The sequence below is a fragment of the Methylobacterium indicum genome (assembly GCF_001043895.1).
GTDB classification, from domain to species: Bacteria; Pseudomonadota; Alphaproteobacteria; order Rhizobiales; family Beijerinckiaceae; genus Methylobacterium; species Methylobacterium indicum.
The window spans coordinates 1-25,379 of the sequence record NZ_JTHF01000014.1 but is presented as its reverse complement, the minus strand read 5'-3'; the positions used below and the strand labels follow the sequence as shown (position 1 = coordinate 25,379).

The 25,379-nt window shown below is 72.1% G+C and carries 20 protein-coding genes; 8 read left to right on the top strand and 12 right to left on the bottom strand.

All coding sequences use genetic code 11. The features are described 5' to 3' along the window. The first annotated feature begins 87 nt into the window (after positions 1-87). From QR78_RS01925 to QR78_RS01910, 4 genes are all read left to right on the top strand, one after another. Positions 88-1,233, top strand: coding sequence for an acyl-CoA dehydrogenase family protein (locus QR78_RS01925; protein WP_048425797.1), 1,146 nt, complete (start codon positions 88-90; stop codon positions 1,231-1,233). A 156-nt stretch (positions 1,234-1,389) separates the two neighbouring features. Further along, the gene (locus QR78_RS01920) at positions 1,390-2,961 is read left to right on the top strand and encodes an AMP-binding protein (RefSeq protein ID WP_048425809.1); all 1,572 of its coding nucleotides are present in this window, start codon (positions 1,390-1,392) and stop codon (positions 2,959-2,961) included. Between the two features lie 343 nt (positions 2,962-3,304). Continuing rightward, complete coding sequence (locus QR78_RS01915) at positions 3,305-3,748, top strand: RidA family protein (protein WP_048425796.1); 444 nt, start codon at positions 3,305-3,307, stop codon at positions 3,746-3,748. Beyond that, positions 3,748-4,590 carry an alpha/beta hydrolase gene (locus tag QR78_RS01910; RefSeq protein ID WP_048425795.1) on the top strand — a complete coding sequence of 281 codons (843 nt, stop codon included), beginning with the start codon at positions 3,748-3,750 and terminating at the stop codon, positions 4,588-4,590. Before QR78_RS01915 ends, QR78_RS01910 begins: the two co-directional genes overlap by 1 nt. A gap of 13 nt (positions 4,591-4,603) precedes the next feature. On the opposite strand, the gene QR78_RS01905 is transcribed toward QR78_RS01910, so the two are convergent. From QR78_RS01905 to QR78_RS01860, 10 genes are all read right to left on the bottom strand, one after another. Beyond that, complete coding sequence (locus QR78_RS01905; RefSeq protein WP_244276411.1) at positions 4,604-5,818, bottom strand: MFS transporter; 1,215 nt, start codon at positions 5,816-5,818, stop codon at positions 4,604-4,606. A 141-nt stretch (positions 5,819-5,959) separates the two neighbouring features. After that, entirely contained in the window at positions 5,960-6,274 is a 315-nt protein-coding gene (locus tag QR78_RS01900) for a hypothetical protein (RefSeq protein WP_048425794.1), read from the bottom strand. A 50-nt stretch (positions 6,275-6,324) separates the two neighbouring features. Then, positions 6,325-7,380 carry a CobW family GTP-binding protein gene (locus QR78_RS01895; protein WP_048425793.1) on the bottom strand — a complete coding sequence of 352 codons (1,056 nt, stop codon included), beginning with the start codon at positions 7,378-7,380 and terminating at the stop codon, positions 6,325-6,327. Then, positions 7,377-7,670 (bottom strand): hypothetical protein, encoded by a 294-nt coding sequence (locus tag QR78_RS01890; RefSeq protein ID WP_048425792.1) that lies wholly within the window; start codon positions 7,668-7,670, stop codon positions 7,377-7,379. The genes QR78_RS01895 and QR78_RS01890 overlap by 4 nt, the downstream gene beginning before the upstream one ends. A gap of 4 nt (positions 7,671-7,674) precedes the next feature. Next, the gene (locus QR78_RS01885) at positions 7,675-8,574 is read right to left on the bottom strand and encodes a polysaccharide deacetylase family protein (RefSeq protein ID WP_048425791.1); all 900 of its coding nucleotides are present in this window, start codon (positions 8,572-8,574) and stop codon (positions 7,675-7,677) included. 160 nt (positions 8,575-8,734) lie between these two features. Beyond that, a protein-coding gene (gene prfB / locus QR78_RS01880) for a peptide chain release factor 2 (protein ID WP_122982748.1) occupies positions 8,735-9,863 on the bottom strand; the annotation gives its coding sequence in 2 pieces (ribosomal slippage) (positions 8,735-9,793 and positions 9,795-9,863; 1,128 coding nt in all). 129 nt (positions 9,864-9,992) lie between these two features. After that, positions 9,993-10,274 carry a helix-turn-helix domain-containing transcriptional regulator gene (locus tag QR78_RS01875; protein ID WP_048425789.1) on the bottom strand — a complete coding sequence of 94 codons (282 nt, stop codon included), beginning with the start codon at positions 10,272-10,274 and terminating at the stop codon, positions 9,993-9,995. 2 nt (positions 10,275-10,276) lie between these two features. Beyond that, on the bottom strand, positions 10,277-10,570 hold the full coding sequence (locus QR78_RS01870; protein WP_048425788.1) for a type II toxin-antitoxin system RelE/ParE family toxin: 294 nt from the start codon (positions 10,568-10,570) through the stop codon (positions 10,277-10,279). A 97-nt stretch (positions 10,571-10,667) separates the two neighbouring features. Beyond that, on the bottom strand, positions 10,668-13,097 hold the full coding sequence (locus QR78_RS01865; protein ID WP_048425787.1) for a penicillin-binding protein 1A: 2,430 nt from the start codon (positions 13,095-13,097) through the stop codon (positions 10,668-10,670). A gap of 204 nt (positions 13,098-13,301) precedes the next feature. Further along, entirely contained in the window at positions 13,302-14,654 is a 1,353-nt protein-coding gene (locus tag QR78_RS01860) for an N-acetylmuramoyl-L-alanine amidase (protein WP_425284151.1), read from the bottom strand. 847 nt (positions 14,655-15,501) lie between these two features. Between QR78_RS01860 and QR78_RS01855 the strand changes: the two genes are divergently transcribed. The 3 genes from QR78_RS01855 (at position 15,502) to QR78_RS01845 (ending at position 22,190) form a co-directional block, all read left to right on the top strand. Continuing rightward, positions 15,502-18,813, top strand: coding sequence for an Rne/Rng family ribonuclease (locus tag QR78_RS01855; RefSeq protein ID WP_048425786.1), 3,312 nt, complete (start codon positions 15,502-15,504; stop codon positions 18,811-18,813). 352 nt (positions 18,814-19,165) lie between these two features. Next, positions 19,166-20,488 carry a methyl-accepting chemotaxis protein gene (locus tag QR78_RS01850; protein ID WP_048425785.1) on the top strand — a complete coding sequence of 441 codons (1,323 nt, stop codon included), beginning with the start codon at positions 19,166-19,168 and terminating at the stop codon, positions 20,486-20,488. A gap of 313 nt (positions 20,489-20,801) precedes the next feature. Further along, positions 20,802-22,190: a sulfatase family protein gene (locus QR78_RS01845; RefSeq protein WP_082173725.1), complete on the top strand. Its 1,389-nt coding sequence runs from the start codon at positions 20,802-20,804 to the stop codon at positions 22,188-22,190. 97 nt (positions 22,191-22,287) lie between these two features. Here QR78_RS01845 and QR78_RS01840 read toward each other — a convergent pair whose 3' ends face one another. Next, positions 22,288-23,058: a class I SAM-dependent methyltransferase gene (locus QR78_RS01840; protein ID WP_048425783.1), complete on the bottom strand. Its 771-nt coding sequence runs from the start codon at positions 23,056-23,058 to the stop codon at positions 22,288-22,290. Between the two features lie 14 nt (positions 23,059-23,072). Further along, positions 23,073-24,239 carry an aminotransferase class I/II-fold pyridoxal phosphate-dependent enzyme gene (locus tag QR78_RS01835; RefSeq protein WP_048425782.1) on the bottom strand — a complete coding sequence of 389 codons (1,167 nt, stop codon included), beginning with the start codon at positions 24,237-24,239 and terminating at the stop codon, positions 23,073-23,075. A 186-nt stretch (positions 24,240-24,425) separates the two neighbouring features. Here QR78_RS01835 and QR78_RS01830 point away from each other — a divergent pair, with 186 nt between their 5' ends. Further along, positions 24,426-25,244, top strand: coding sequence for a DsbA family protein (locus tag QR78_RS01830; RefSeq protein ID WP_048425781.1), 819 nt, complete (start codon positions 24,426-24,428; stop codon positions 25,242-25,244). Positions 25,245-25,379 lie beyond the last annotated feature (135 nt).

Here is a 25,379-nt window from a genome sequence, read left to right as displayed (position 1 = left end):
GCCCTCCTTCGAGGCTCAGCGATCTTCAATCGCCCGCACCTCAGGATGAGGTCGCGGATGGGATGAACCCGGTGGGGAGGCCCTGACATGCCCGACCGGACCTTCCTCGACTGGCCCTTCTTCGAGCCCCGCCACCGCGACCTCGCGGCGGAGGCCGATGCCTGGGCCGCCCGCACGGTGCCGGCCCTCGTCGACCACCACGACGTCGACGGCTCGTGCCGGCGCCTCGTCGCGGCCCTCGGCGAGGCGGGGTTCCTGCACTACGCCGCCCCCGAGGATGGGCGTTTCGACGTGCGGGCGCTCTGCCTCCTGCGCGAGACCTTCGCGCGCCACGACGGGCTCGCCGATTTCGCCTTCGCCATGCAGGGGCTCGGCACCGGGGCGCTGACGCTCGCCGGCTCGCCGGCCCAGCGCGAGGCGGTGCTGCCCGGGGTGCGGGCGGGACGCCGCATCGCAGCCTTCGCGCTGACCGAGCCGGAAGCCGGCTCCGACGTCGCCCAGATCGCGCTCGCGGCGGTGCCGATGCCCGACGGCACGGTGCGGCTCGACGGCGAAAAGACCTGGATCTCGAATGGCGGTATCGCCGATCAGTACGTGGTCTTCGCCCGCAGCGGCGAGGCGCCCGGCGCCCGCGGCCTCTCGGCCTATCTGGTCCCGGCGGACACGCCCGGCCTGAGGATCGCGGAACGGCTCGACACCATCGCGCCCCATCCCCTCGCCCGGCTGCTTTTCGAGGATTGCCGGGTGCCGGCGGGAAACCGCATCGGCGAGGCCGGCGCCGGGTTCAAGGTCGCGATGGCGACGCTCGACGTGTTTCGCGCCACCGTCGGCGCGGCGGCGCTCGGCTTCGCCCGTCGCGCCCTCGATGCCGCCTTGCAGCGCGCGCAGAACCGCAGGCTGTTCGGGGCGCCGCTCGCCGCGATGCAGCTGACCCAGACCAGCCTCGCCGAGATGGCGACGGCGATCGATACCGCGGCGCTCCACGTCTACCGCGCCGCCTGGACCCGGGATTCGGGTGCGCCGCGCATCACCCGCGAGGCCGCGATGGCCAAGATGGTGGCGACGGAAGCGGCCCAAGAGGTGATCGACCGGGCGGTGCAGCTCCATGGCGGCGAGGGCGTCCGCTCCGGCTCGGTGCCGGAGACGCTCTACCGGGAGATCCGGGCGCTGCGGATCTACGAGGGCGCCACCGAGGTCCAGAAGCTCGTCATCGCCCGCCAGATTCTCGCCTGAGAGGAGGATAGTCCGATGGAGGCTGCCATGCCGGAGACTCGCATCCCGGAGAATTCCGCCGTCGCGCCGCGCGCGGCCTCCCCTCGCCCCGGCGACAGCCCGTGGGTCCGGCGGCCCGACACCTTCGTGCGGGACAACCTGCCTCCGCCGAACCGGATGCCGGACTTCGTCAACCTCGACCGGTTCGGCTATCCCGAGCACCTGAACGCCACCATCGAGCTGGTGGACCGGCACGTCGCAGAGGGGCGCGGCGAGCGGGTGGCCCTCGTCGGGCCGGACGTCACCTGGACCTATGCCGAGCTGGCGCGCCAGATCGACCGGATGGCGAACGTGCTGGTGGATCAGCTCGGCCTCGTCCCCGGCGGGCGGGTGCTGCTGCGCTCGGCCAACAACCCGACCAAGGTCGCCCTCTACCTCGCCATCATCAAGGCGGGCGGGATCGTGGTGGCGACGATGCCGCTGCTTCGCGCGCGGGAGCTGACCCAGATCCTCGACAAGGCGCGGATCCCGCTCGCGCTCTGCGATGCCGGCCTAATCGACGAGATGGCGAAGGCCGCCGACGGCCGGGCCGATCCGGTGCGGGTTGTGACCTGGCGCGGCACGGCCGGGGGCGAGCTCGGCGACCTCCTGCGCGACGCCTCCGACCGGTTCGAGGCGCCCCTCACCCGGGCCGACGATCCGTGCCTGCTCGGCTTCACCTCCGGCACCACCGGCCTTCCCAAGGCGACGATCCACTACCAGCGCGACCTCCTGGTGATCTGCGATTGTTACGCCCGCGAGGTCCTGCGGGCGAATGAGGACGACGTGTTCATCGGCTCGCCGCCGCTGGCCTTCACCTTCGGACTCGGCGGGCTGGTGCTGTTCCCGTTCCGGGTCGGCGCCCGGGCGGTGCTGCTCGAGAAGGCGGGACCGGCCGATCTCGCGGCGGCTATCGCGCGATACCGCGCGACCGTGCTGTTCACCGCGCCGACCGCCTACCGGGTGATGCTCGGCCTGATCGGCCAGCACGACCTGTCGAGCTTGCGAAAATGCGTCTCGGCCGGCGAGACCCTGCCGGCGCCGACCTGGCATGCCTGGGCGAAGGCGACCGGCCTCAAGCTGATGGACGGCATCGGCGCGACCGAGATGCTGCACATCTTCATCGCCTCGCCCGAGGACGAGATCCGCCCCGGCGCGACCGGGCGCCCGGTGCCGGGCTACGAGGCGCGGGTGATCGATGCGGAGGGAAAACCCTGCCCGCCCGGAATGCCGGGGCGGCTCGCGGTGCGCGGGCCGATCGGCTGCCGCTACCTCGCCGACGAGCGCCAGACGGTCTACGTGCAGGACGGCTGGAACGTCACCGGCGACACCTACCTCCAGGACGCGGACGGCTATTTCTGGTTCCAGGCCCGCAACGACGACATGATCGTCTCGGCCGGCTACAACATCGCCGGGCCCGAGGTGGAGGCGAGCCTGCTCGCCCACCCGGCGGTGGCGGAGGTCGGCGTGGTCGCCGCCCCCTGCCCCGAGCGCGGCCGCATCGTCGCGGCCTACGTGGTGCTGAATCCCGGCTTCACCGGCGACGACGCCCTGACCAAGGCGCTGCAAGAGCACGTCAAGAACGACCTCGCGCCCTACAAGTACCCGCGGGCGGTGCATTACGTGTCCGCCTTGCCCAAGACCGAATCCGGCAAGCTGCAACGCTTCGCCCTGCGCAAGCGGGCCGAGGCGGAGGCCGCAGCCTCCTAGGTTTCGATTATTCTTTGGGGACGACGCGCCGGTCTCCCCTCTCCCCGCGGGCGGGGAGAGGGCTGTGTCTCCGTCCAGGAGACGCAGCAAGCGCAGGCGAAGCCGGAGCGAGGGTGAGGGGGCCTCGACAAGTGAGACTCCTCCGGCAACACCCCCTCACCCTCGCGGCGAACCTGCGGTTCACCGCTCCCCGAGCCCCTTCGGAGCTCAGGCCTCTCCCCGCCCGCGGGGAGAGGAGAAACCCGCGCTTCTTCATTTCCCCGGACGACCCTGGATGACAGGGAGGAGAGGGGAATGCCCATCACAACTTCAGCGATCCACAAGCCGCCCAGGGAGAGACCAGATGACCGCCAGCCCGATCCCGCTCCGCCCCGCGACGGAAGCGCCTGCGCTCACCACCCTCCAGCCCCCGGGCTGGAAGAAGCCGAAGGGCTACGCCAACGGCATGGCTGGCCGCGGCACCGTGGTGATGACCGGGGGCCTGATCGGCTGGGACGAGAACGAGGTGCTGGCCGAGGGCTTCATTCCCCAGGTCGAGCAGATTCTCCGCAACATCCTCGCCGTGCTGGCCGAGGCCGGGGGCGGGCCGGAGCACGTGGCGCGGCTGACCTGGTACGTGCGCAGCGTCGACACCTACCGGGCGTCGCTGGCCGAACTCGGGCCGGTCTACCGCCGGGTGATGGGCCGCAACTTCCCGGCCATGGCGCTGGTCGGCGTCGCGGACCTCGTCGAGCCGGGCGCATTGGTCGAGATCGAGGCGACCGCGATCGTGCCGGACGCCGCCTGATGCAAGCCGTCTCCTGGGTCACGGGCGGGGCGCTCGGCGACAGCGACCGCGCCTACGACAATCTCGGCGCCATTCCGGACGCCAAGACCTATCCGCCGCGCTGGATCGCGGCCGCCGCGGCGTTCCGCGAAAACCTCGTCGCGCAGGGCCGCGCTCGCCTGGGCCTGCCCTACGGGGCGGGGCCGCGCCACGCCTACGACCTCTTCCTGCCCGAGGGCGTGCCCGCCGGCCTCGCGGTGTTCGTCCATGGCGGCTACTGGAAGGCCTTCGACCGCTCGGTCTGGTCTCACCTCGCCGCCGGGCCGCTCGCCCACGGCTACGCCGTCGCGGTGCCGAGCTACACGCTCTGCCCCGAGGCCCGCATCGCCGACATCACGACCGAGATCGCCGCCTTCCTCGACCGGGCGAGCGCCGAGGTGGCGGGGCCGATCCGCCTCGCCGGGCATTCCGCGGGCGGGCATCTCGTCAGCCGGATGCTCTGCACCGACGTCGCCCTCGCCTGCGCCGGGCGGATCGACCGGGTGGTGTCGATCAGCGGCGTCCACGACCTGCGCCCGCTGCTCGCCACGGCCATGAACGAGACCCTGCGCCTCGATCCCGAGGAGGCCCGGGCCGAGAGCCCGGCCCTGCGCGAGCCGCGCTCGGGCACGCACCTGATCGCGGTCGCGGGCGCCGACGAGCTGCCGGAGTTCCTGCGCCAGAACCTGCTGCTGCCGACGATCTGGCACGGGCTCGGGGCGCGAACCGAGGCGTTCGAGATCCCGGGGCGTCACCACCTCGGCGTCGTCGAGGACCTGGCCGATCCGGGCAGTCCTCTGACGCGGGCGCTGGCGGGCGGCTGAGGCCGCCCCCTCTTCAGATCCGCACCGTCCGGTTGCGGGCCGCCAGCAGGCCGAAGCTTCCGGCCGAGAGGCACACGGCCCCGTAGAGCGCCGCCGGCAGTCCCCAGCCGCCGCTCCACTCATGGGCGATCCCGACCAGGAACGGACCGAGCGCCGCTCCGCAATAGCCGACGCCCTGCGCCATGGCGGAGAGCTCCGCCGCGGCCCGGGGATCGCCGGCCCGCAGCACGATCAGCGTGAGGGCGAGGCCGAAGCAGCCGCCGAGACCGAGGCCGAGCAGCAGCGCGAAGCCCCAGGCCAGCGGCAGCGGACCGACCAGGAGCCCGATGAAGCCGACGAGCGGCAGGCTGACGACCAGCACCACCCAGGGCCGCTGATCCGGCCGGCGCGCCGCCAGCGTCGGCACCACGAGGGCGAGCACGCCCTGCGCCAGCGCCGAGACCGAGGCGACGAGGCCGGCCGTCACGATGTCGTAGCCCCGGTCGACCAGGGCCGCGGGCAGCCAGCCGAACACGATGTAGGCGAGCGAGGATTGGAGGCCCATGAAGGCGGTGACCTGCCAGGCCAGGGGATCGCGCCACAGCGCCCCGCTCGGCCGCGCCGCGCTCCCGGCGGGTTTTTCGCGATTGCGGGCGAAGGGCAGCCAGGCCGCCGCGGCGACGAGGGCGGGGGCGGCCCAGAGCATCAGGGCGCCCTCCCAGCCGAGGCCGAGGGCATGGCGCACCGGCACGGTGAAGCCCGCCCCGGCGGCGGCGCCGAGACAGAGGAGCGCGGTGTAGAGCCCGGTCATCAGGCCGGCCCGGTCGGAAAAATCGCGCTTGACGATGCCCGGCAGGATGACGCCGACGATCCCGATCGCCGCCGCGGCGATCACCGAGCCGAGAAAGAGCAGCGGCAGGCCGCCGAGGCCGCGCACGCCGAGGCCGAGCGCCAGGACGAGGAGCGCCGCCAGCACCCCGGCATCCGGCCCGATGCGCCGCACCAGAAGGGGCGCCAGGCGGCCGAATACGCCGAGGCACAGGACCGGCACGGTGACGAGGGCCCCGGCGAGCGCACCCGAGAGGCCGGTCTCGGCCCGGATGCCCGGCAGGAGCGGGCCGACGCTCGACAGGGCGGGCCGCAGGTTGAAGGCCACCAGCATCAGCCCGAGACCGACAAGGACCGGGTGGAACCCCGCCCTCCCCGGCCGCGCGGCAGCGGCGCCCGGCTCCCGTTCGATGGTCCGCACCGGCCTTCCTCCCCTCGCGCGTGACGCGCGTTGAGAGGGGTCATACCGTCCCGGAGCACGGCTGAGGACCGGCAAGTTTGCAACCCCGCACCGATGCGGAGCGCCACGGGCGAGGATTCAGCGGCGCAAGCCCGGTCCCGATCAATCCCCCTTGACGGGCGCGCGCTTGCCGGCGGGCTTGCGGCGGGGCTTGGCCGCCGGTGCGGCGGCCTCCGGCTCGCTGGCCGGCGCCTTGGCCGGTTCCTGCACCGGCTCGGGCGCCTTGGCCTCGCGGGTGATCATTTCCACCATGCTCTGCGGCAGGCGGACGAAATGGCCGGTGCCGTGGCCGGACCGGTCGAGGATCTCGGCGAAGACCGGCTTGTGCGGCTCGTGCCCGGCCTCGCCCAGCGCGCAGGGGCGGCGCGGCAGGGCGCTCAGCTTCGCGGCGAGTTCCTTCGGCACCAGTGCGTTCACGCCTCACCCTCCCGACGGCCGGACAGAGCGGAGGTGTAGGACCCGCAGGGTTAACGATCGGCTGCCGGCGGCGCAGCGGCGGCGTGCGCCTCCGGGACGCCCGGCGAAGCGGCAAGAGGCGTCGCGCCGGTAAAGGCGCCGTAGGAGCGGCGCAGCAGGGCGCCGTCGAGGTCGTGCCCGATCAGCACCAGCCGGGTGCGGGCCCCGCCCTCGGGCCATTCGGTCAGGTGCCGGGGCGGATGGACGAGGTGCTGGACGCCCTGGATCACCACCGGCGTCGCGACGCCCTCGACCGCCACCAGCCCCTTGAGCCGCAGGATCCGGGCGCCGTGGCGGTTGAGCAGCATGCCGAGCCACAGCCCGAACCGGGTCCAGTCCACCGGTCCGCTCTCGATCGTCACCGCTCCGACCGGGCCGTGGGGGTTCGCCGGCACCTCGGCGCAGAGCCAGCGCCGGGCATTCGCAGGACCGGTCGGGTCGTCGGTGAGGAGGGCCGCTTCCGGCGCGTCGTCGAGAGTGAGGTCGGTGACCGGCGCAAGGGGGTTGAGGGCGGCGAGCCGCGTCCGCAGGGCGGCGACGGCCGCCGGCGGGGCGAGGTCGGTCTTCGACAGGATCAGCCGGTCGGCGCAGGCCGCCTGCCGCACGGCCTCCTCGTGGGTGTCGAGGGTATGGGCGCCGTTCACCGCATCGACCACCGTGACGATGGCGGCGGTCGTGAAGGCGTGGCGCAGGACCGGGTCGGCCACCAGGGTGGCGACCGCCGGACCCGGATCGGCGAGGCCCGTCGTCTCGATCACCACCCGGCGGAAATCCGGCACCAGGCCGCGCCGGCGCCGGTCGTGCAGGTCGACGAGCGCCGCCTTCAGGTCGCCGCGGATGCTGCAGCAGATGCAGCCGCCGCGCAGGAGCGCCACCTCGCCCTCGAGCGGCTCGACCAGCAGGTGGTCGAGCCCGACCTCGCCGAACTCGTTGATCAGGACCGCGGTGTCGCGTAGCGCCGGCCAGCGCAGCAGGCGCGCCAGCAACGCGGTCTTGCCGGCGCCGAGGAAGCCGGTGAGCAGGGTGACGGGCGTCGCGCCGGGAGAAGGTGCCGAGCCGGGCGTCACCGCGCCTCCAGGGCGGCGATGATCGCGGGATCGAGGGGGTCGCAGGCGCGGCCGGTCAGGCGCTCCGCCGCCGGCCAGAGCGCACCGAGATGGTCGACCATCGCGGTTCGCCCGGTTCGGCCCGACAGCGTATAGCGGTCGGCCCAGGCCGCGAGGCGCAGGCCGTAGAGGCCCAGCACCCGGTTGGCGGCCTCCGCCCGGGCCCGCCGCCCCGCCTGGGCCGGGCCCGGCCGGGCCACCCCGTCGCTCCAATGACCGGGCGCCCCGAAGGCGCCGCACAGGCCGCACATCGAATCAGGATTCCGGCCGCGCCGTGCCCTCGAACGGGAAGCGCCTCGCAAAGTCCTCGGCGATGGTCTCCATCGTCACGAAGCGCACGCCGTCATGGGCCTTGAAGTGCTGGAACAGTCGCTCGTGCATCTGGAGGACGTGCGGCTTGCCCGAGACGTCCGGGTGGATGGTGATCGGGAAGACGGCGTAGTCGTAATTGGCGTAGACCCAGTCGAACTGGTCGCGCCACATCTGCTCGATGTCGCGCGGGTTGACGAAGCCGTGGCTGTTGGGCGCCGCCTTGACGAACATCATCGGCGGCAGGTCGTCGAGGGTCCAGGAGGCCGGGATCTCGATCAGCCGGGTCTCGGTGCCGTGCTCGAACGGGCGCATCCAGGTCGAGGGATGCTGCGCGTAGTCGATCTTGGTCCAGCTCTCGTCCACCCGCACGTAGTAGGGATGGTGGTCGTTGTGCATCAGCGAGTGGTCGTAGCGGATGCCCTTCTTCTGCAGGAGCTCGTTGGTCTTCGGGCCGAACTCCCACCAGGGGGCGACGTAGCCGCGGGGCGGCCTTCCGGCGAGGTCGCTGATCAGACCGACGCACTTGTCGAAGATCGCCTCCTCCTGCTCGGGCGTCATCGCGATCGGGTTCTCGTGACTGTAGCCGTGCATCCCGATCTCGTGGCCCGCCGCCGCCACGGCCCTCATCTCCTCGGGAAAGGTCTCGATCGAGTGGCCGGGGATGAACCAGGTCGTCTGGATGCCCCACCGCGAAAACATCCGCAGCAGCCGGGGCGACCCGACCTTGCCGGCGAAGACACCGCGGGAGATGTCGCAGGGGCTGTCCTCGCCGCCATACGATCCGAGCCAGCCCGCCACCGCGTCGACGTCGACGCCGTAGGACACGAAGATCTCTTTCGCCATGCGCGTCATCCCGCCTGCCCAGCGGGCATCTGACAACCGGCGACGCGGCGCGGTCAAGCCGTAACAGGCCCGGCACCGGACCATAAAAAGGGCGCGGCCCCTCTCCCGGTCCGGGGGAAGCGCCGCGCCCTGATCTCAGTCCGAAGAGACGTGCGGGTCCTCAGTCGATATCCGCGACCGCCTCGGCGCCGCCATAGACCCGGTGGGCGAGCGAGGCCTCGATCAGGTCGTCGATGTCGCCGTCGAGGACGTCGTCGGGGCTGGTCGACTGGGCGCCGGTACGCAGGTCCTTCACCAGCTGATAGGGCTGGAGCACGTAGGAGCGGATCTGGTGGCCCCAGCCGATATCGGTCTTCGAGGCCGCCTCGGCATTGGCCTTCTCCTCGCGCTTCTTCAGCTCGAGCTCGTACAGGCGGGCGCGCAGCATGTTCCAGGCGGTGGCCCGGTTCTTGTGCTGCGAGCGCTCCTGCTGGCACGCCACCACGATCCCGGTCGGGTTGTGGGTGATGCGCACCGCCGAATCGGTGGTGTTGACGTGCTGGCCGCCCGCACCCGACGACCGGTAGGTGTCGATCCGGCAGTCCGATTCCTTGATCTCGATCGTGATCCGGTCGTCGATGACCGGATAGACCCAGACGCTGGCGAAGCTGGTGTGCCGCCGGGCGTTGGAATCGTAGGGCGAGATCCGCACCAGGCGGTGGACGCCCGATTCGGTCTTCAGCCAGCCATAGGCGTTGTGGCCCTTGATCAGGAGCGTGGCGCCCTTGATCCCGGCCTCTTCGCCATCGGACCACTCGACGATCTCGACCTTGTACTTCCGGCGCTCGGCCCAGCGGGCATACATGCGCTGGAGCATGTTGGCCCAATCCTGGCTCTCGGTGCCGCCGGCGCCGGCATGGACCTCGACATAGGTGTCGTTGCCGTCGGCCTCGCCCGAGAGCAGGGTCTCGATCTGGCGGCGGGCCGCCTCGCCCTGGACAGCGCGGATCTGCTCCTCGCCCTCGCGGATGGTGGAGGCGTCCTCCTCCATCTCGCCGAGCTCGATCAGCGTCGCGCCGTCCTCCAGCCCCTGTTCGAGGCGGCGGATCGCGGTCGCGGCGTCGTCGAGCTGCGTGCGCTCGCGCATGACCTTCTGGGCCTCCTCCGGATCGTTCCAGAGCGAGGGGTCCTCCGAGCGGGCGTTCAGCTCCGCGAGGCGCTTGTCAACGGTATCCCAGTCAAAGATGCCTCCTCAGCAGTCCGATCGACTGCTTGGCGGCATCCGAGAGTTGCTCGATCTCGGCGCGCATCTGGTGTGGGTTCACTCGCGTGAGGTGGGGTGCAGGGTGATAGCGCCGGGGCGCGCGGGTGTAAACGGATGGCCGAGATGTCCGTGCGTCGGAGCAAGACGGCGGCCGGCCTCTGCCACCGAGATGCCCTCACGATGCTGCGCGAACGGGCATGGGCGAGAAACCGACCCCAAGAGCCTTCATCACGGCGAGCATCGTCGCGAGGGTCGGGTTGTCCAGATCGTATCCGTTCTCCGGGATTTCCGCCCTTGAAGCGATCCGGGCCTCGCCCTTGGCGCGGATGGCAATCTCGAGAGCCGCCGCGATATGGTTCGCGTCACCGGTCTCAAAGGCGTCCGAGAGAAAGATCGCGATCGCCTCGTCGGATTGAAGCGACGCGGCAAAATCGAAATCGGTGATCTCCTCGGCCATCGTCAGCCCTCTTCTTCAGCGAGTTGCAAAGCCTTCTGGATGTCGCGATCCTGGCTCGCTTTGTCACCCCCACACAGCAAAATCACGATGTCGTCGCCCCGCCGTTGAAAATAAATGCGGTAACCAGGGCCGTAATGGATGCGAAGCTCGCTGACGCCTCTGCCGACGGGGGCGGCGTCGCCGACGAGACCGTTTGCGAGCCGCAGCAACCGGGCCGCGATCACCGTGCGGGCTCGTTGATCCTTGAGCTGCTGCTCCCATCGACGGAAGGTCGCTGTCTGCCTGATCCGGATCATCGCGTTCGACCTTGCAGAACGGAGGCTCCCGGCACGGAACTGGGTCCGATAGGCGAAGGGCGAGGCACCCGCCGGCGCCTCGCCCTCCCTGTCGCCGTCAGTACAGCCCGCCCGCCTGGGCCGCCCGGTCCGCGTCCGGCGGCACCGCCGCCGGGGCCGCCGGCTGGGCGCTCGGCGGGGCGGAGTAGCCGTCGGGCGGGGCGGTGCCGGGCTTGAAGGCCTCGAGCAGCCCGCCTTCCGAGCCGCCGGCACGGGTGCCGGTGGCGGCGTTGACGCGGATCAGCTTGATGCCCGGGGGCACGCGGAACGGGGTCGGCGGCTTGTCCTTGAGGGCGGCCTTCAGGAAGTCGCGGGCGATCGGGGCGGCGAGCCCGCCGCCGGTGGCGCTGTCGCCGAGCGAGCGGGGCTTGTCGTAGCCGATATAGATGCCCACCGCGAGGTCCGGCGAGAAGCCGACGAACCAGGCGTCCTTGGAGTCGTTGGTGGTGCCGGTCTTGCCGGCGAGGGGCTTGCCGATCTCCTTGAGGATCGTGGCGGTGCCGCGCTGGACCACGCCCTCCATGATCGAGACGATCTGGTAGGCGGTGAGCGGGTCGAGGACCTGCTCGGAATCATCGACCAGCTTCGGCTCGTCCTGGCCCGACCACTTGTCGGCGTCGCAGCCGATGCACTTGCGGGTGTCGTGGCGGTAGATGGTCTCGCCGTTGCGGTCCTGGATCCGGTCGATCAGGGTCGGGCGGATGCGCCGGCCGCCGTTGTCGAGCATCGAGTAGGCGGTGACCATCCGCATCACGGTGGTCTCGCCGGCGCCGAGCGACATCGGCAGGACGGGGAGCATGTCGTCGTAGACGCCGAAGCGGCGGGCGTACTCGGCGATCAGCGGCATGCCGACATCCTTGGCGAGCCGCACCGTCATCAGGTTCTTCGAGTGCTCGATGCCGTAGCGCAGGGTATGGGCCCCCCCGCCGGCCTTGCCGCCGTAGTTCGTCGGGGTCCAGGCCTCCTGGCCGGGGCCCGCCTCGATGGTGATCGGGGTGTCGAGCACGAGCGAGGACGGGGTGTAGCCGTTGTCGAGGGCGGCCGAGTAGACGATCGGCTTGAACGACGAGCCGGGCTGGCGCATCGCCTGGGTGGCGCGGTTGAACTCGCTCTCGTCGTAGGAGAAGCCGCCGACCATCGCGTGGACGCGGCCCGTATAGGGATCCATCGCCACGATCGCGCCGGAGACCTCCGGGATCTGGCGCAGGCGGTAGGCGTTGCCCGCGCCCTCCATGCGCTCGACGTAGATCACGTCGCCGGTGTTCAGCGCCGAGGCGACGCTGCGCCCGGTCCAGCGCACGCCCTCCGCCGAGATGATCCCGGTCTCGCGGTCCTTCGAGACTTGGCCCGAACTCTCGCGCTTGGGCTGCAGGCCGATCGTGGCGCGGCCGCCGGAGGTATCGAGCACCACGGCCAGGCGCCAGGGCTGCACGTCGCCGAGCGCCGGCACCTCGGCCACCGCCATGCCCCAGTCGCGGCCGGCGAGCTCGACGCGGCTCTTCGGGCCGCGCCAGCCGCGCGCCTGGTCGTAGCGGACGAGGCCGTCGACGAGCGCCTTGCGGGCCATCGTCTGCATCTTCGGGTCGAGGGTGGTGCGCACCGACAGGCCGCCCTCGTAGAGCTTCTTCTCGCCGTAGCGCTCGGAGATCTCGCGGCGGACCTCCTCGGCGAAGTAGTTCGCGTTGGCGGTGTTGGGCGAGATGGTGCGCGGGTTGACGCCGAGCGGCAGCTTGCGCTCGGACTCGGCCTCCTCCTTGGTGATGTACCCGTTCTGGGCCATCAGGCCGATGATCTCGTTGCGGCGCGCCAGCGCCTGCTGGGTGCGGCGATAGGGGTGGTAGTTGTTCGGGCCCTTGGGCAGGGCCGCGAGATAGGCCGCCTCGTGGATCGTCAGCTCGTGCACCGACTTGCCGAAATAGTCGAGCGCGGCGGCCGCGATGCCGTGCAGGTTGCGGCCCGGCACGATCGTGCCGAGGAAGATCTCGTTGAGGTAGAGCTCGAGGATCTTGTCCTTCGAGTAGGTCGACTCGATGCGCAAAGCGATCAGCGCCTCGCGGACCTTGCGGTCGAGGGTCTGCTCGGACGAGAGCAGGAAGTTCTTGGCGACCTGCTGGGTGATGGTCGAGGCGCCCTGCTTCTTGCCGCTGGACGCGTTGGTGACGATTGCCCGGACGATGCCCTCGGGGTCGATGCCGCCGTGCTTGTAGAAGTTCTTGTCCTCGGCCGACAGGAAGGCCGCGATGACGATCTTCGGCATCGCCTGGATCGGCAGGTAGAGCCGGCGCTCGCGGGCATATTCCGCGAGCAGGCTGCCGTCGGCCGCGTGGACGCGGGTCATCACCGGCGGCTCGTAATTGGCGAGCGCCGCGTGGTCCGGCAGGTCGCGCGAGTACTTCCAGAAGAAGTAGCCGCCTGCCGCGGCGCCGACGACGACCGCCATCGCGCCGATGCTGAACAGGAAGCCGAAGAAGCGGAGGATGAAGCGCATCGAAACCCGATCCGTCGATGATGCCGCGGCGGCCCTCTTGGCCGAGCGATCGCCCGAGGCCCGCAGCGGACGGCCACGCCTCGGTGCGGCTCCCCACCGGAACGCGACTCGCCATGACGACGCGCAGCCGCTCCCGCGATTAACGGAGGACGGGCGCGAAAGCCAGGACAGCGAGGGGCCGACAGGGCCCTATCGACACGGGATCTATGGTGAAACTGGGGCGGGTCCGTGCTCGGCGGCCCGGGTCATCCGCAGCCCGTCGCCGTTCAAGGCCGTCATCGCCTGCCCCGCCGGCGGAACGCGGCCGGCGAAGAACCGCTCGATCGCCCCCGCCATCTGCGCCGTCACCTTGGCGCGCCACTCGTCGGAGAGCAGCAGGTCGAGGTCGCGCTTGCTCGACAGGTAGCCGAGCTCGACCAGCACCGAGGGCACGTCGGGCGAGCGCAGCACCCGGAAGCCCGCCTCGCGGTGGGGCTTCACGCTCATCTCCATCACGCCGGAGAGGTTGGTGAGCAACCCTTGCGCGAACCGGGCCGAGAAGCCGCGGGTCTCGCGCAGGGTGAGTTCCTGCAGGATGGTGGCGACGTCGCCCGGGCCGTCGCCCTGGTCGGCGCCGGCCGCCGCGTCGGCCTTGTTCTCGCGGTCGGCCAGCCGCGCCGATTCGGCGTCGGTCGCCTTCTCGGAGCCGGTATAGATCGTGGCGCCGCGCACCTGCGGGGCGGCCGAGATCGAATCGGCATGGATCGACACGAACAGGTCGGCGCGGGCGTCGCGGGCGATGCGCACCCGCTCGGCGAGCGGCACGAACACGTCGCGGTCGCGGGTCATCTGCACCCGGATCCGGCCGCCGGCCTCCAGGCGCTGGACCAGCCCCTGGGCGACCCCGAACACGATGTCCTTCTCATAGACGCCGTTGCCCGCGATGGCGCCCGGATCGATGCCGCCATGGCCGGCATCGACGATGACGAGGGGCCGCGAATCGACCGGATCGCGGGTCGAGGGACCCTCGGCCCGGGCGGGCGCGGCCGGCTGGGCGGCGCGCCGGAACGCCTCGCGGTCGCTGCGGGCGAGATCGATGGTGAGCAGCGTCGCCCCGTCCCGCGGCCGGGTGGTGGTCGCGACCCGCGCCACGGTCGCGGCCTGGGCGAGATCGATGACGATGCGCGAGCGCCCGGGGGCGAACAGGCCGTAGCGGTAGGAGGCGACGAGGCCGTCGCGCTTGCGGCCCGCCTCGGGGGGCAACTGGAAGTTGACCTCCGGCAGGTCGACGATCGCCCGGTCGGGCCGCTCCATCACGAAGGCCCGGGCCTCGACCGGCCGGGACAGGACCACCGTCAGGCGGGTGCCCTCCGGAACCGCCGAGGTCTCGGCGCCGATCGCCACCGCGGGGCGGTCGGCGGCACGCTCGGAGGCCTGACGGTCGAGGCTCGAGCGCTCGGAACTCGGGCGCTCGGAATTCGGGCGCTCGACGGCCGGACGCTCCGGCGCGGACGGCGCCGCGAGGCCGGCGAACGGCGCGAGGAGGCCCACGGCCACGAGGGCGGCGCGGAAGGGCAGGCGGATCGGACGTGCGCGTGTCGGCATGGTCTCGCGGCGACTTCAGGCGGCATCCCGGTTACGCGATAACCGCGCCATGGTTAACGCTTCGCAAAGCCGTCCGGATCGTCCGCCGCCCGCCTGTGGCCGGGCGGGTACAGCACGGCGGCCGGCGGGGCGGCGGCGCGCGGGCGTCCGGGCACGCACGGGGGGTGGGCGTGCGAGACCGACGATCCGGGGATGATGCTCGTGATGATGCTTGCAAATTCGCCGCGACACTCTGTAATGGTATGGACCCCTGCCCGATGCCGCCGGCTCTCCGCCGCGGCCCGCGGGCCCGCCCGGACGCTCTCGCAGCGGCTTCGGCGTTGGCCGGCCGCCGGCAGATCGTCCGACGATCAGCGTGCCGGGCAGGTGTCGCGTGATCCGCGGCGGCGTTCCCGAACGTCGTCGCCCGTTTTCCAACGGCCGCGGGGCCTTCCAGGCCCGCGCGCCCTGATTCGAAAGGTCGGTGGGAGTATGCGTGGACGCACAGCCTCGGATTTCGAAGCTGCCGTCCCCGGCGCACGCGCTCCGCGTCGCGCCCGTCCGCGCCCCCTGCCCCCGGCCATCGTCAACCCCTCGCGCGCGTGGATGCGCGCAGCGGCGATTGACGGCATCCCCCGCACGACATCATCCGCCGGGCCCGGAAGGGCACGGCACGGGAGAACCCTCCCGGCGCAGGTTTCCGCGCCCGGGGCGGCACCGGACTACGGAGGCTCGTCCTCCCGCGCACGGCCCGGATCCCTGAGGTCACCCGCCCCAGGGTCCGTTCCCGGATGCCCCCGTCCAGCGGCACTGCCGTCGGTCGCCATGCCGAAAGTTCGTCATGGCCAACAAGATGCTCATCGATGCCGCCCACCCGGAAGAGACCCGGGTGGTGACGGTCAAGGGTTCCAAGGTCGAGGAATTCGACTTCGAGTCCGCTAGCCGCCGCCAGCTGCGGGGCAACATCTATCTCGCCAAGGTCACGCGGGTCGAGCCGTCGCTGCAGGCCGCCTTCGTCGAGTACGGGGGCAACCGCCACGGCTTCCTCGCCTTCAGCGAGATCCATCCCGACTACTACCAGATCCCGATCGCCGACCGGATGGCGCTCCTCGAGGAGGAGGCGCGGGCCGAGCGCGAGCTCGAGGAGCGCCCCGAGCGCCAGGAGCGCAGCGAGCGGCCGGACCGCAGCGAGCGGTCGGAGCGCGGCGACCAGCCGCGCCGCCGTCGGCGCCGTGGCCGCCGGGCCGAGGCCTCATCGCGACCGTCCGACGCCGTGGTGAGCGCCCCGGCGGAGGATCTGCACGAGACCGGCCAGGAGATCCGCCAGGAGGCCGATGTCGAGACGAGCGGCGCCGAGGCGACCGGCTGGCAGGACACGCACCCGCGCGAGACGCTCGCCCAGGAGACGTTCAGCGAAGGGACGTTCAGCGAAGGGACGCCCGGCCAGCCCGAGAGCGGCGAGCATCCGGGGCAGGCCGCCCACGAGGCTCCGGCCGAGGCCCAGGCCGGCGACGCCGTCGCGCAGGACAACCTGATCCAGGAGACCCAGGCCCAGGACGGCCAGGCTCACGAGAGCCCGGCCCAGGAGGCTCCGGCCCAGGAGGCTCCTGCCCAGGAGACCTCTGCCGCGGCGCCCGCCGCCGAGCATCACCCCGTCGAGGCCGCCCCGCTGCAGGGCGAGGCCGGCGCCGAGACCCCGGCGGCGATCGCCGCCGCCGTGTCGGCGGAGCCCGCCCCCGTCGCGGACGCGACCGAGGCCGCTCCCGCCGCGTCCGAGCCCGTCGCGGCCGCGGGTCAGGCCGACCCCGCCGGCGAGAGCGACGACGCGGGCGTCCTGCCCCAGCCCGTCGCCGCTTCGCAGCCGGTCGAGGCGCCGCAGGCCGACGAGGACGCGTCCGACGACGAGGACGACGACCACGAGGATGATGGGGAGGACGACGAGGACGAGGACGACGGGGAGGACGACGAGGACGAGGACGACGACCACGAGGAGCCGATCGTCGAGCAGGTCGGCGGCCGCGGCGACGCGCTCGCCGAGATCCCCGAGCGTCCCCGCACCCCGCGCCGGCACTACAAGATCCAGGAGGTGATCAAGCGCCGGCAGGTCATCCTGGTCCAGGTCGTCAAGGAGGAGCGCGGCACCAAGGGCGCGGCGCTCACCACCTACCTGTCGCTCGCCGGCCGTTACTCGGTGCTGATGCCGAACACCGGCCGGGGCGGCGGCATCTCGCGCAAGATCACCAGCGCGGCCGACCGCAAGCGCCTGAAGGAGATCGCCACCGACCTCGAGGTGCCCGAGGGGATGGGCGTCATCCTGCGCACGGCGGGTGCCTCGCGCACCAAGCCGGAGATCAAGCGCGACTTCGAGTACCTGATGCGGCTGTGGGAGAGCGTGCGCGAGCTGACGCTGTCGTCCGCCGCGCCGGCGCTCGTCTACGAGGAGGGTTCGCTGATCAAGCGCGCCATCCGCGACCTCTACAACAAGGACATCGACGAGGTTCTGGTCGCGGGCGAGGACGCCTACCGCGAGGCCAAGGACTTCATGCGGATGCTGATGCCGACGCAGTCGAAGGTGGTGAAGCCCTACCGCGACCCGTCGCCGATCTTCGCCCGCTTCGGGGTCGAGCAGCAGCTCGACGCGATGTTCTCCAACCACGTTTCCCTGCGCTCGGGCGGCTACCTCGTCATCAACCCGACCGAGGCCCTGGTCTCGATCGACGTGAACTCGGGGAGAGCCACCCGCGAGCACGACATCGAGGACACCGCGTTCAAGACGAACCTGGAGGCCGCCGAGGAGGTGGCGCGCCAGCTGCGCCTGCGCGACCTCGCCGGGCTCATCGTCATCGACTTCATCGACATGGAGGAGAAGCGGAACAACCGCGCCGTCGAGAAGAAGCTGAACGAGTGCCTGAAGAACGACCGCGCCCGCATCCAGGTCGGCCGGATCTCGCCCTTCGGCCTGCTCGAGATGTCGCGCCAGCGCATCCGCACCGGCGTGCTCGAATCCTCGTCGGTGCCCTGCCCGCATTGCGGCGGCTCGGGCTTCGTGCGGGCGACCGCCTCGGTGGCCCTGCTGATCCTGCGGGCGATCGAGGAAGCGCTGATCAAGTCGAACAGCCACAACCTGATCCTGCGCACCCGGACCGAGGTGGCGCTCTACATCCTCAACCAGAAGCGCGCCCACCTGCACGAGCTCGAGGCGCGGTTCGGCGTCGCGATCATCATCGCGGCCGACGAGCGGCTGGCCGCCACCTCGGCCTTCCACCTCGAGCGCGGCGACATCGCCCAGCGGGTCGAGCCGCGCCCCGTCAGCAGCATCCGGGCCGAGGCGGTGCTGCCGCCGCCGCTGGAGGAGGATGACGAGGACGAGGAGATCGTCGAGGAGGCCGAGGAGATCGCCGAGTCCGAGACCGACGGCGACGCCGAGGCGGATTCCGACGAGGAAGCCGGCGACGGCGCGCCGCGGGGCGAGGACGAGGGCGGGGGCAAGCGCCGCCGCCGCCGTCGCCGCCGGCGCGGCCGGGGCGAGCGCTCCGGGTCCGAGGACGGGGAGGCCGAGGGCCACGAGAGCGACGGCGACGAGGCCGGCGAGGCCCCGGGTGAGCACGCCGCCGAGGGCGAGGCGGTGTCGATCCCGATCACCGAGGACGGTGCGTCGGCTCCGCGCGCTGAGCGCGAGAGCCGCGAGGACGCCCTGAGCCGGCGCCGCCGGCGCGGGCGCCGCGGCGGCCGCGGTCGCGACCGCTTCGAGGAGACCGGCGGCACGATCGGCGACGAGGTGGTGGCCGGCGCGGAGCCCGGCGAGGCCGGGGGCAGCCTGGTGCAGGACGCCCTGGCCGAGGAGATCGTCGCCCTCGACGAGATCTCCGGCGCCGCGCCCGAGGCGGTCGGCCGCCCGGTCGAAGCGCCGGACCTCCCGGCCGTCGAGCGCGAGGCCCTGACCGCCGAGGCGATCGAGGCTCCGGCCCCGGCCGGCGAGTCCGAGCCCGCCCGCCCGGCGGAGTCCGGGGCGGCCGAGCCGGCTCCCGAGACGCCGGTTACGGCGCCCGAGCCCGAGCCGGTGGCCGTCGTGCTCACCCCTCCGGCGGATCCGGACCGTCCGAAGCGCGCCGGCTGGTGGTCCCGCACCAAAGCGGCGATCGGCGGCGAGTGAATGCCGGCGGGACGGCCGAACGGCGCCGTCCCGAGCAAGTCCCGAACCGTTCGACACGGGCCGCGCTCCGAAGGGAGCGCGGCCCGTGCCGTTGCGGCAAGGCGCCGTATGACAGACGGCCTAGAACGGATGACCGAGCGACGCCGCATTTTATACAGTTCGTCATCGGCATCTGGCCGCAACCATCGAGTGCAGATCCATCATCGCAGGCCCACCCGGAGCTCTCGATGACGTGGAAATCTGGAAACGACCGAGGGTCACTTTACACGCTAGACCAAGATCCACCGCGGCCGTTAACGGAAACGATACGGGGATCGGTGGAGATCGTGTCATCACTTCGTGGATTCTCGCCATGTTCCGTTCCCGCAACGCCCCCGCGCCCGTTCCCGTCGAGACCCCCGACATGGTCGAGGAGCGCCTCGCCGGTCTCGTCGACAGGGCCGGGGCCGGGTCGGATCTGGGCCACGGGCGCCTCGCCCGCTCCCTCGGGCAGCTCGTGGGCCGGATGCAGGGCACCGCCGCCGCGGATCTGGGCAGCACGGCCCGTATCGCCGCGGAGGCCTCCGAGGCGGCGACCGTGCTCGGCTGGATGACGCACGACGCCAGCGAGATCGCCGGCCAGACCCGCGCCATGGCGGCGGCGGTCGAGGAGGTGGCGGCCTCCACCCGCGAGCTCTCCGGCCGCTCGCAGGCCAGCGCCGAGGTCGCCGAGCAGGCGAGCGGCGGCATCGCGGCCTGCGCGGCGGACATGCGCGAGGCGAGCCGCACCATGGCGGCGATCGAGACCCATGCCGAGCAGATCGAGCGGCGCCTGACCGGCTTCGAGAGCGCGGCCCTGCAGATTCAGGAGATGGCGGGGACGATCGAGGCGATCTCGAGCCAGACCAACCTCTTGGCGCTGAACGCCACCATCGAGGCGGCGCGGGCCGGCGAGGCCGGCCGCGGCTTCGCGGTCGTCGCGGCGGAGGTCAAGCAGCTCTCCGGCCAGACCGCGCGGGCGACCGAGCAGATCCGCGGCCGCCTGGCGGTGCTGCTGCAGGAACTGGCGGCGATCCAGGGCGCCGTGGCCGAGAGCCGGCACGCGGTGGCGAGCGGCACCGCCGCGGTGACCCGGGTCGAGGCCCGGGTGGTGCAGGAGGGCGACGCCGTCGCCCGCTCGGCGGAGGGGATCCGGGCGCTCGCCGAGGTGCTGGGCCAGCAGGAGGCGGCCACCGCCGAAATCTCGTCCGGCGTGCAGCAGGTCGCCGGCAAGGCGCAGAAGACCCGGGACGAGATCGACGGCCTGATGGCGATCCTGGTGCGGGCCGAGACGAAGGCCCAGGAGGTGCTCGACGCCGGGACGGCCCGCAGCCTGCCGGGATACCGCCTGCTGCGCATGCCCGCCGATATGGGGATGTGGAAGCGCCGCCTCGCGGCGACCCTGGTCGGGCTCGGCCAGGCCTCGGCGGCGGTGTCGCCCTTCGCCTCCGGCGATGCCGCGGAATTCGGGATCGATCCCGCGCATCCGGCGGCGTCCCAGATCACCGCATCCTGCGCCGAGGCCCGCCGCCACGCCGCCGCCATGGTCGAGGCCCTGGGCGCCGGCGCCTGGGACAAGGCGATCCCGGCCTTCCAGGCCTTCGAGGCCGCCGCCAAGACCCTCGTGGCCGCCGCCGAGGGCGCGACGCGCCACTGAGCGGAGCGGGGTTCACGGCCGGGGAAAAATTCGGCGATCCTCGTCGGATCCGGGCCGCCTCGCGCGTCCCGTGGCGGGAGGGATCGGCCGATGCTCTGAGCCGGCTCCCGCCGACCGACGACACCCGGCCCTGCTCGACAATCCCGCTCCGCGCCCCGAGCCGCGGTGAGCTCGGGTGAACGACGCCTTGCCCGATGCCGCCCGGCTCGCCGCGTCGCTCGCGGCGGCGAAGCCGGGGACGCGGCGGCTTGGCTGATCCTGGTCGGGCCCGTACGCTCGCTCCGGTAAAGCAGGGAGGACAGGCATGGCGGGGATGACGCGCAGGCGCGTGCTCGGAAACGCGGCTCTTGGCGCCGCGGCACTGGCCGGCCCGCGGGCGGCGCGGGCGGCGCAAGCCCCGAACATCGTCTTCATCATGGCCGACGACCTCGGCTACGCCGACGTCGCCGCTTACGGCCGGCCCGACATCGCGACGCCCCACATCGACCGGATCGCCGCGAAGGGCGTGCGCTTCACGCAGGCCTACGCCAACTCCGCGGTGTGCTCGGCCACCCGCACGGCCCTGATCACCGGGCGCTACCAGTACCGTTTGCCGGTCGGGCTCGAGGAGCCGGTCACGACCCGCTTCACCGGCGGCCTGCCGGCGGAGCACCCGACCCTGCCGGGCCTGCTGCGGCAGGCCGGCTACCGCACGGCGCTCGTCGGCAAGTGGCACCTCGGCAGCGTCCACGATTACGGGCCGCTGCAGCGCGGCTACGACGCGTTCTGGGGCTTTCGCGGCGGCACCATCGACTATTTCAGCCACCGCGGCACCGACGACAAGCCGGACCTCTGGGACGGCGACGTCGCGATCGAGGAGGCCGGCTACGCCACCCACCTGCTGGGACAGCGCGCGGTCGAGACGGTCTCCGCCGCCGCGAAGGCCGGGCGGCCGTTCTTCCTCAGCCTGCACTTCAACGCGCCGCACTGGCCCTGGGAGACGCCCGACGACGAGGCCGAGTCGCGCCGGATCGCCGGCAGCAACCTGCGCCACTTCGACGGCGGCACCCAGGAAACCTACCGGCGCATCGTCGCCGAGATGGATACCCAGATCGGCCGGGTCCTCAATGCGCTGGAGGCGAACGGGATCGCCGAGGACACGATCGTGGTGTTCACGAGCGACAATGGCGGCGAGCGCTTCTCGGACACCTGGCCGTTCACCGGCCGCAAGACCGAATTGCTGGAAGGCGGCCTGCGCATCCCGGCGCTCGTGTCGTGGCCGCGGCGGCTGAAGGCCGGCGCGGTCTCGGCCCAGCCGATGATCACCATGGACTGGCTGCCGACGCTGCTGGCCGCCGCGGGCTCCGCCCCCGATCCGGCCTATCCGTCCGACGGCATCGACCTCCTGCCGATCCTGACAGGCCAAGCCCCGGAGCGCCCGCGCACCTTCTACTGGCGCTACCGCGCCAACGCGCAAGCGGCGATGCGCGACGGCGACCTCAAGTACCTCAAGATCCGGGACAACACCTTCCTGTTCGACGTGGTCGCCGATCCGCTGGAGCGGGCGAACCTCAAGGCGCGGCGTCCGGACGACTTTTCCCGGCTGCAGGCGGCCTGGACTGCGTGGAGCGCCGCGATGCTGCCGGAGCGCCCCGACAGCTTCACGGAGAGCTACACGGGCGCGCAGCTCGCCGACCATTTCGGGGTGGGGGCGCCGAAATAAGGTTCGGCACCCACGAACACCCCGTCGCCACGCTCTCCGTCATCCCGCGGCCGGGCAGCGGAATGACCAGCAGGGTCTTGCGGCCTCCCGTGGCAGATCAGACTTTCCGCTCGCACCAGTAGACGTGCGTCCGGTACGGAAAGGTCACGTCGCTCCGCCCGGCGAGATCCGGCGTGCGTGCGATGAGCGTCCGCACGTCCTGCGCCACCCGCGCCCGCTCCGTCTCCGGCAAAGCCGCGATGAAGCTCACCGACAGCGTGCGGTCGAGGATCACCTGTTCGGGGGTGCCGGTATGGCCGTGCGGGAACGCGTCCTCATGCAGCGGCCCGAACCCCTCCGCCGGGAACAGCCGCCGCCACGCCCCCGTGTGGTAGCGCGGCGCGTCGCCCTCATGGGCATTCATGATCGCCGTCAGTTCCCCGACCCACGGCGTTGCGTCGTCGCGGACGTTCCAGACGAGGCCGAAGCGGCCGCCGACCTTGAGCACGCGGCGGATCTCGGCCAGGGCCTCAGGCGTCGAGAACCAGTGGAAGGCCTGGGCGCAGACGAGGGCGTCGAGGCTGGCATCCGGCAGCGGCATCGCCTCGGCGGAGCCGGCGAGCGCGGTGACACCCGGCACGGAGGCGGCGAGCCTGTCGCGCATCGCGTCGACCGGCTCGATCGCCGTCACCTCGGCGCCGGTCGCGGCGATGAGGCGGGTGAACTTGCCGGTCCCGGCGCCGAGATCGGCGGCCCTGCGGCCGGGCCCGAGACGCAGGGTGTCGCGCAGCCAGGCGCCGAGCGCCCCCGGATAGTCGGGCCGGCCCCGCGCGTAGGTCTCGGCACCGGAGGCGAAGCCGGTCGCGGCGGCAGGGTGCAGGTCGCTCATGGGTGATCCTCCGGTCAGCGAAGCCAGCCCTTCAGCCGCCGCACCGCCTCGTGCGCCTCGGCCTCGCCGCCGGCGAAGGAGAGGCGCAGGTGGTGGGCGCCGGCCTCCGGGTCGAAATCGAGACCGGGGGTCGCCGCGACGCCGGCCTCGTCGAGCATGCGGCGGCAGAAGCCGATCGAGTCGTTGGTGAGCCGCGCGACGTCGGCGTAGAGGTAGAAGGCGCCGTCGGCCGGATGCACGTCGCCGAGTCCGATCGACGGCAATTCGTTGAGCAGCAGCGCGCGGGCGCGGGCGTAGTCGCCCTTGACCGCTTCCAGCTCCTCGGTCGCCTCGAAGGCGGCGAGAGCCGCGACCTGCGACAGGTAGGGCGCCGAGATGTAGAGGTTCTGCGCCAGCCGCTCGATCGGCCGCACCAGGGATTCCGGCACCACCATCCAGCCGATGCGCCAGCCGGTCATGCAGTAGTATTTCGAGAACGAGTTGATCACGACCGCGTCCGGATCGACCGCCAGCGCGGTGGCGGCCGGCACGCCGTAGGTCAGGCCGTGATAGATCTCGTCGGAGATGAAGCGGATGTTCATCTCGCGGCAGGCCTCGGCGAGGGAGCGCAGGCCCGCCTCGTCGATCATCGTGCCGGAGGGGTTCGCCGGGCTCATCACCAGCAACCCGGAGAGCGGCGACACCGCGTGCGCCGCCCGGAGGCCGGCCGCCGTCGGCACGAAGCCGTCCTCGGCCCGCAGGGTGAGGCCGACCGGCTCGAGATCGACCGCCTGGAGCACCGAGCGGTAGGCCGGATAGCCCGGCGCGGCGATCGCCACCCGTCCGCCGGCGTCGAACAGGCTGAGGAACGCCAGCACGAAGCCCGCCGAGGAGCCGGTGGTGACGACGACGCGCTCGGGCGCCACCGTCACGCCGTAGGCCTCGGCGTAGTGGCGGGCGATCCGCTCGCGCAAGGGGGCGATGCCGAGCGCCTCGGTATAGGGGATGCGGCCGGAGGCCAGCGCCGCCTGCGCCGCCGCGATGGCGGGTTTCGGTGCCGGAGCGGAGGGCTGGCCCACCTCCATATGGACCACGCTGTCGCCGGCCCGCTCGCGCCGCGCCGCGGCGGCGAGCACGTCCATCGCCAGGAAGGGCGCGACGCGGGCGGCGCGGCGGGAGACGAGGGAGGAGGGATCGGACATGACGGGCCTTGGACGACAGGGGCGCGGGTGCGCCCCCGCACATAGCGGGATTTGCACGCGATTGCGCCCCGCCCCCACCGCAGGCGTGATTTGACAAGGCCGCCGCGAAACCGCCTAACCGAGGGATCAAGGAGCGCGCCAGGATTGCGCGCCACCGACGGTGGACGACCCCCGATGAGGACGACGATGCTGCCCCTGCCCCGCCTTCTGCCCGCCCTCGCCCTCGCGGGCCTCGTCGCCGCGGTTGCCCCGACGCAGGCGCAGTCGCCGACCACCACACCGGCGGCCCCCGCCGCTCAAGGACCCGCTGCGACCGCGATGCCGGATGCCCAGCGCCAGGCGATCGAGGGCGTGGTGCGCGATTACCTGATGAAGAACCCGGAGATTCTCCAGGAGGCGATGGCCGAGCTGGAGAAGCGCCAGCAGGAGGCCCAGAAGGTCGCCCAGGCCAGCGCCCTGAAGGAGACTCGCGACACGCTGCACAACTCGCCGCACGGCTTCGTCGCCGGCAACCCGAACGGCGACGTCACCCTGGTCGAGTTCTTCGACTACAATTGCGGCTACTGCAAGCGGGCGCTCAACGACCTGCAGACTCTGATCAAGGGCGACCCGAAGCTGAAGGTGGTCCTGCGCGACTTCCCCGTGCTCGGGCCCGATTCGCTCGAGGCCAGCAAGGTGGCGCTCGCGGCGAAGCAGCAGCTCAAGGGCGACAAGCTGTTCGACTACCACACCCGCCTGCTCGAGAGCCGCGGCCGGGTGAACGGCGAGCGGGCGATCGCGGTGGCCAAGGAGATGGGCCTCGACGTCGCCAAGCTGCAGAAGGACATGCAGGCCCCCGACATCCAGGCGGCCCTGCAGGAGAACGTGGGCCTGGGCGACAAGCTCGGCCTGTCGGGCACCCCGGCCTTCATCATCGGCGACGAGATCATCCCGGGCGCCGTCGGCGTCGAGCCGATCCGCAAGACGGTGGCGGGCGTCCGCCAGTGCGGCCACGCCACCTGCTGAGGCCCGCTTGCCCGTCGCGCCGGCGCCACTATCGCGCGCCGGCCGCATGGTTTATGAGGCCCGCCGATCGCCCGCCGGACTTGTGACGCCCCCCGCGTCGTCCGATCCCGGGTCCCGGCGGGCCAACCCCCGCCC

Excerpts from the sequence above, each read along its gene's own strand:
- QR78_RS01925 (WP_048425797.1), top strand. The coding sequence starts at position 88 with ATGCCCGACCGGACCTTCCTCGACTGGCCCTTCTTCGAGCCCCGCCAC.
- QR78_RS01920 (WP_048425809.1), top strand. The coding sequence starts at position 1,390 with ATGCCGGACTTCGTCAACCTCGACCGGTTCGGCTATCCCGAGCACCTG.
- QR78_RS01915 (WP_048425796.1), top strand. The coding sequence starts at position 3,305 with ATGACCGCCAGCCCGATCCCGCTCCGCCCCGCGACGGAAGCGCCTGCG.
- QR78_RS01910 (WP_048425795.1), top strand. The coding sequence starts at position 3,748 with ATGCAAGCCGTCTCCTGGGTCACGGGCGGGGCGCTCGGCGACAGCGAC.
- QR78_RS01890 (WP_048425792.1), bottom strand. The coding sequence starts at position 7,670 with ATGTGCGGCCTGTGCGGCGCCTTCGGGGCGCCCGGTCATTGGAGCGAC.
- QR78_RS01885 (WP_048425791.1), bottom strand. The coding sequence starts at position 8,574 with ATGGCGAAAGAGATCTTCGTGTCCTACGGCGTCGACGTCGACGCGGTG.
- QR78_RS01875 (WP_048425789.1), bottom strand. The coding sequence starts at position 10,274 with ATGGCCGAGGAGATCACCGATTTCGATTTTGCCGCGTCGCTTCAATCC.
- QR78_RS01870 (WP_048425788.1), bottom strand. The coding sequence starts at position 10,570 with ATGATCCGGATCAGGCAGACAGCGACCTTCCGTCGATGGGAGCAGCAG.
- QR78_RS01865 (WP_048425787.1), bottom strand. The coding sequence starts at position 13,097 with ATGCGCTTCATCCTCCGCTTCTTCGGCTTCCTGTTCAGCATCGGCGCG.
- QR78_RS01855 (WP_048425786.1), top strand. The coding sequence starts at position 15,502 with ATGGCCAACAAGATGCTCATCGATGCCGCCCACCCGGAAGAGACCCGG.
- QR78_RS01850 (WP_048425785.1), top strand. The coding sequence starts at position 19,166 with ATGTTCCGTTCCCGCAACGCCCCCGCGCCCGTTCCCGTCGAGACCCCC.
- QR78_RS01845 (WP_082173725.1), top strand. The coding sequence starts at position 20,802 with ATGACGCGCAGGCGCGTGCTCGGAAACGCGGCTCTTGGCGCCGCGGCA.
- QR78_RS01840 (WP_048425783.1), bottom strand. The coding sequence starts at position 23,058 with ATGAGCGACCTGCACCCTGCCGCCGCGACCGGCTTCGCCTCCGGTGCC.
- QR78_RS01835 (WP_048425782.1), bottom strand. The coding sequence starts at position 24,239 with ATGTCCGATCCCTCCTCCCTCGTCTCCCGCCGCGCCGCCCGCGTCGCG.
- QR78_RS01830 (WP_048425781.1), top strand. The coding sequence starts at position 24,426 with ATGCTGCCCCTGCCCCGCCTTCTGCCCGCCCTCGCCCTCGCGGGCCTC.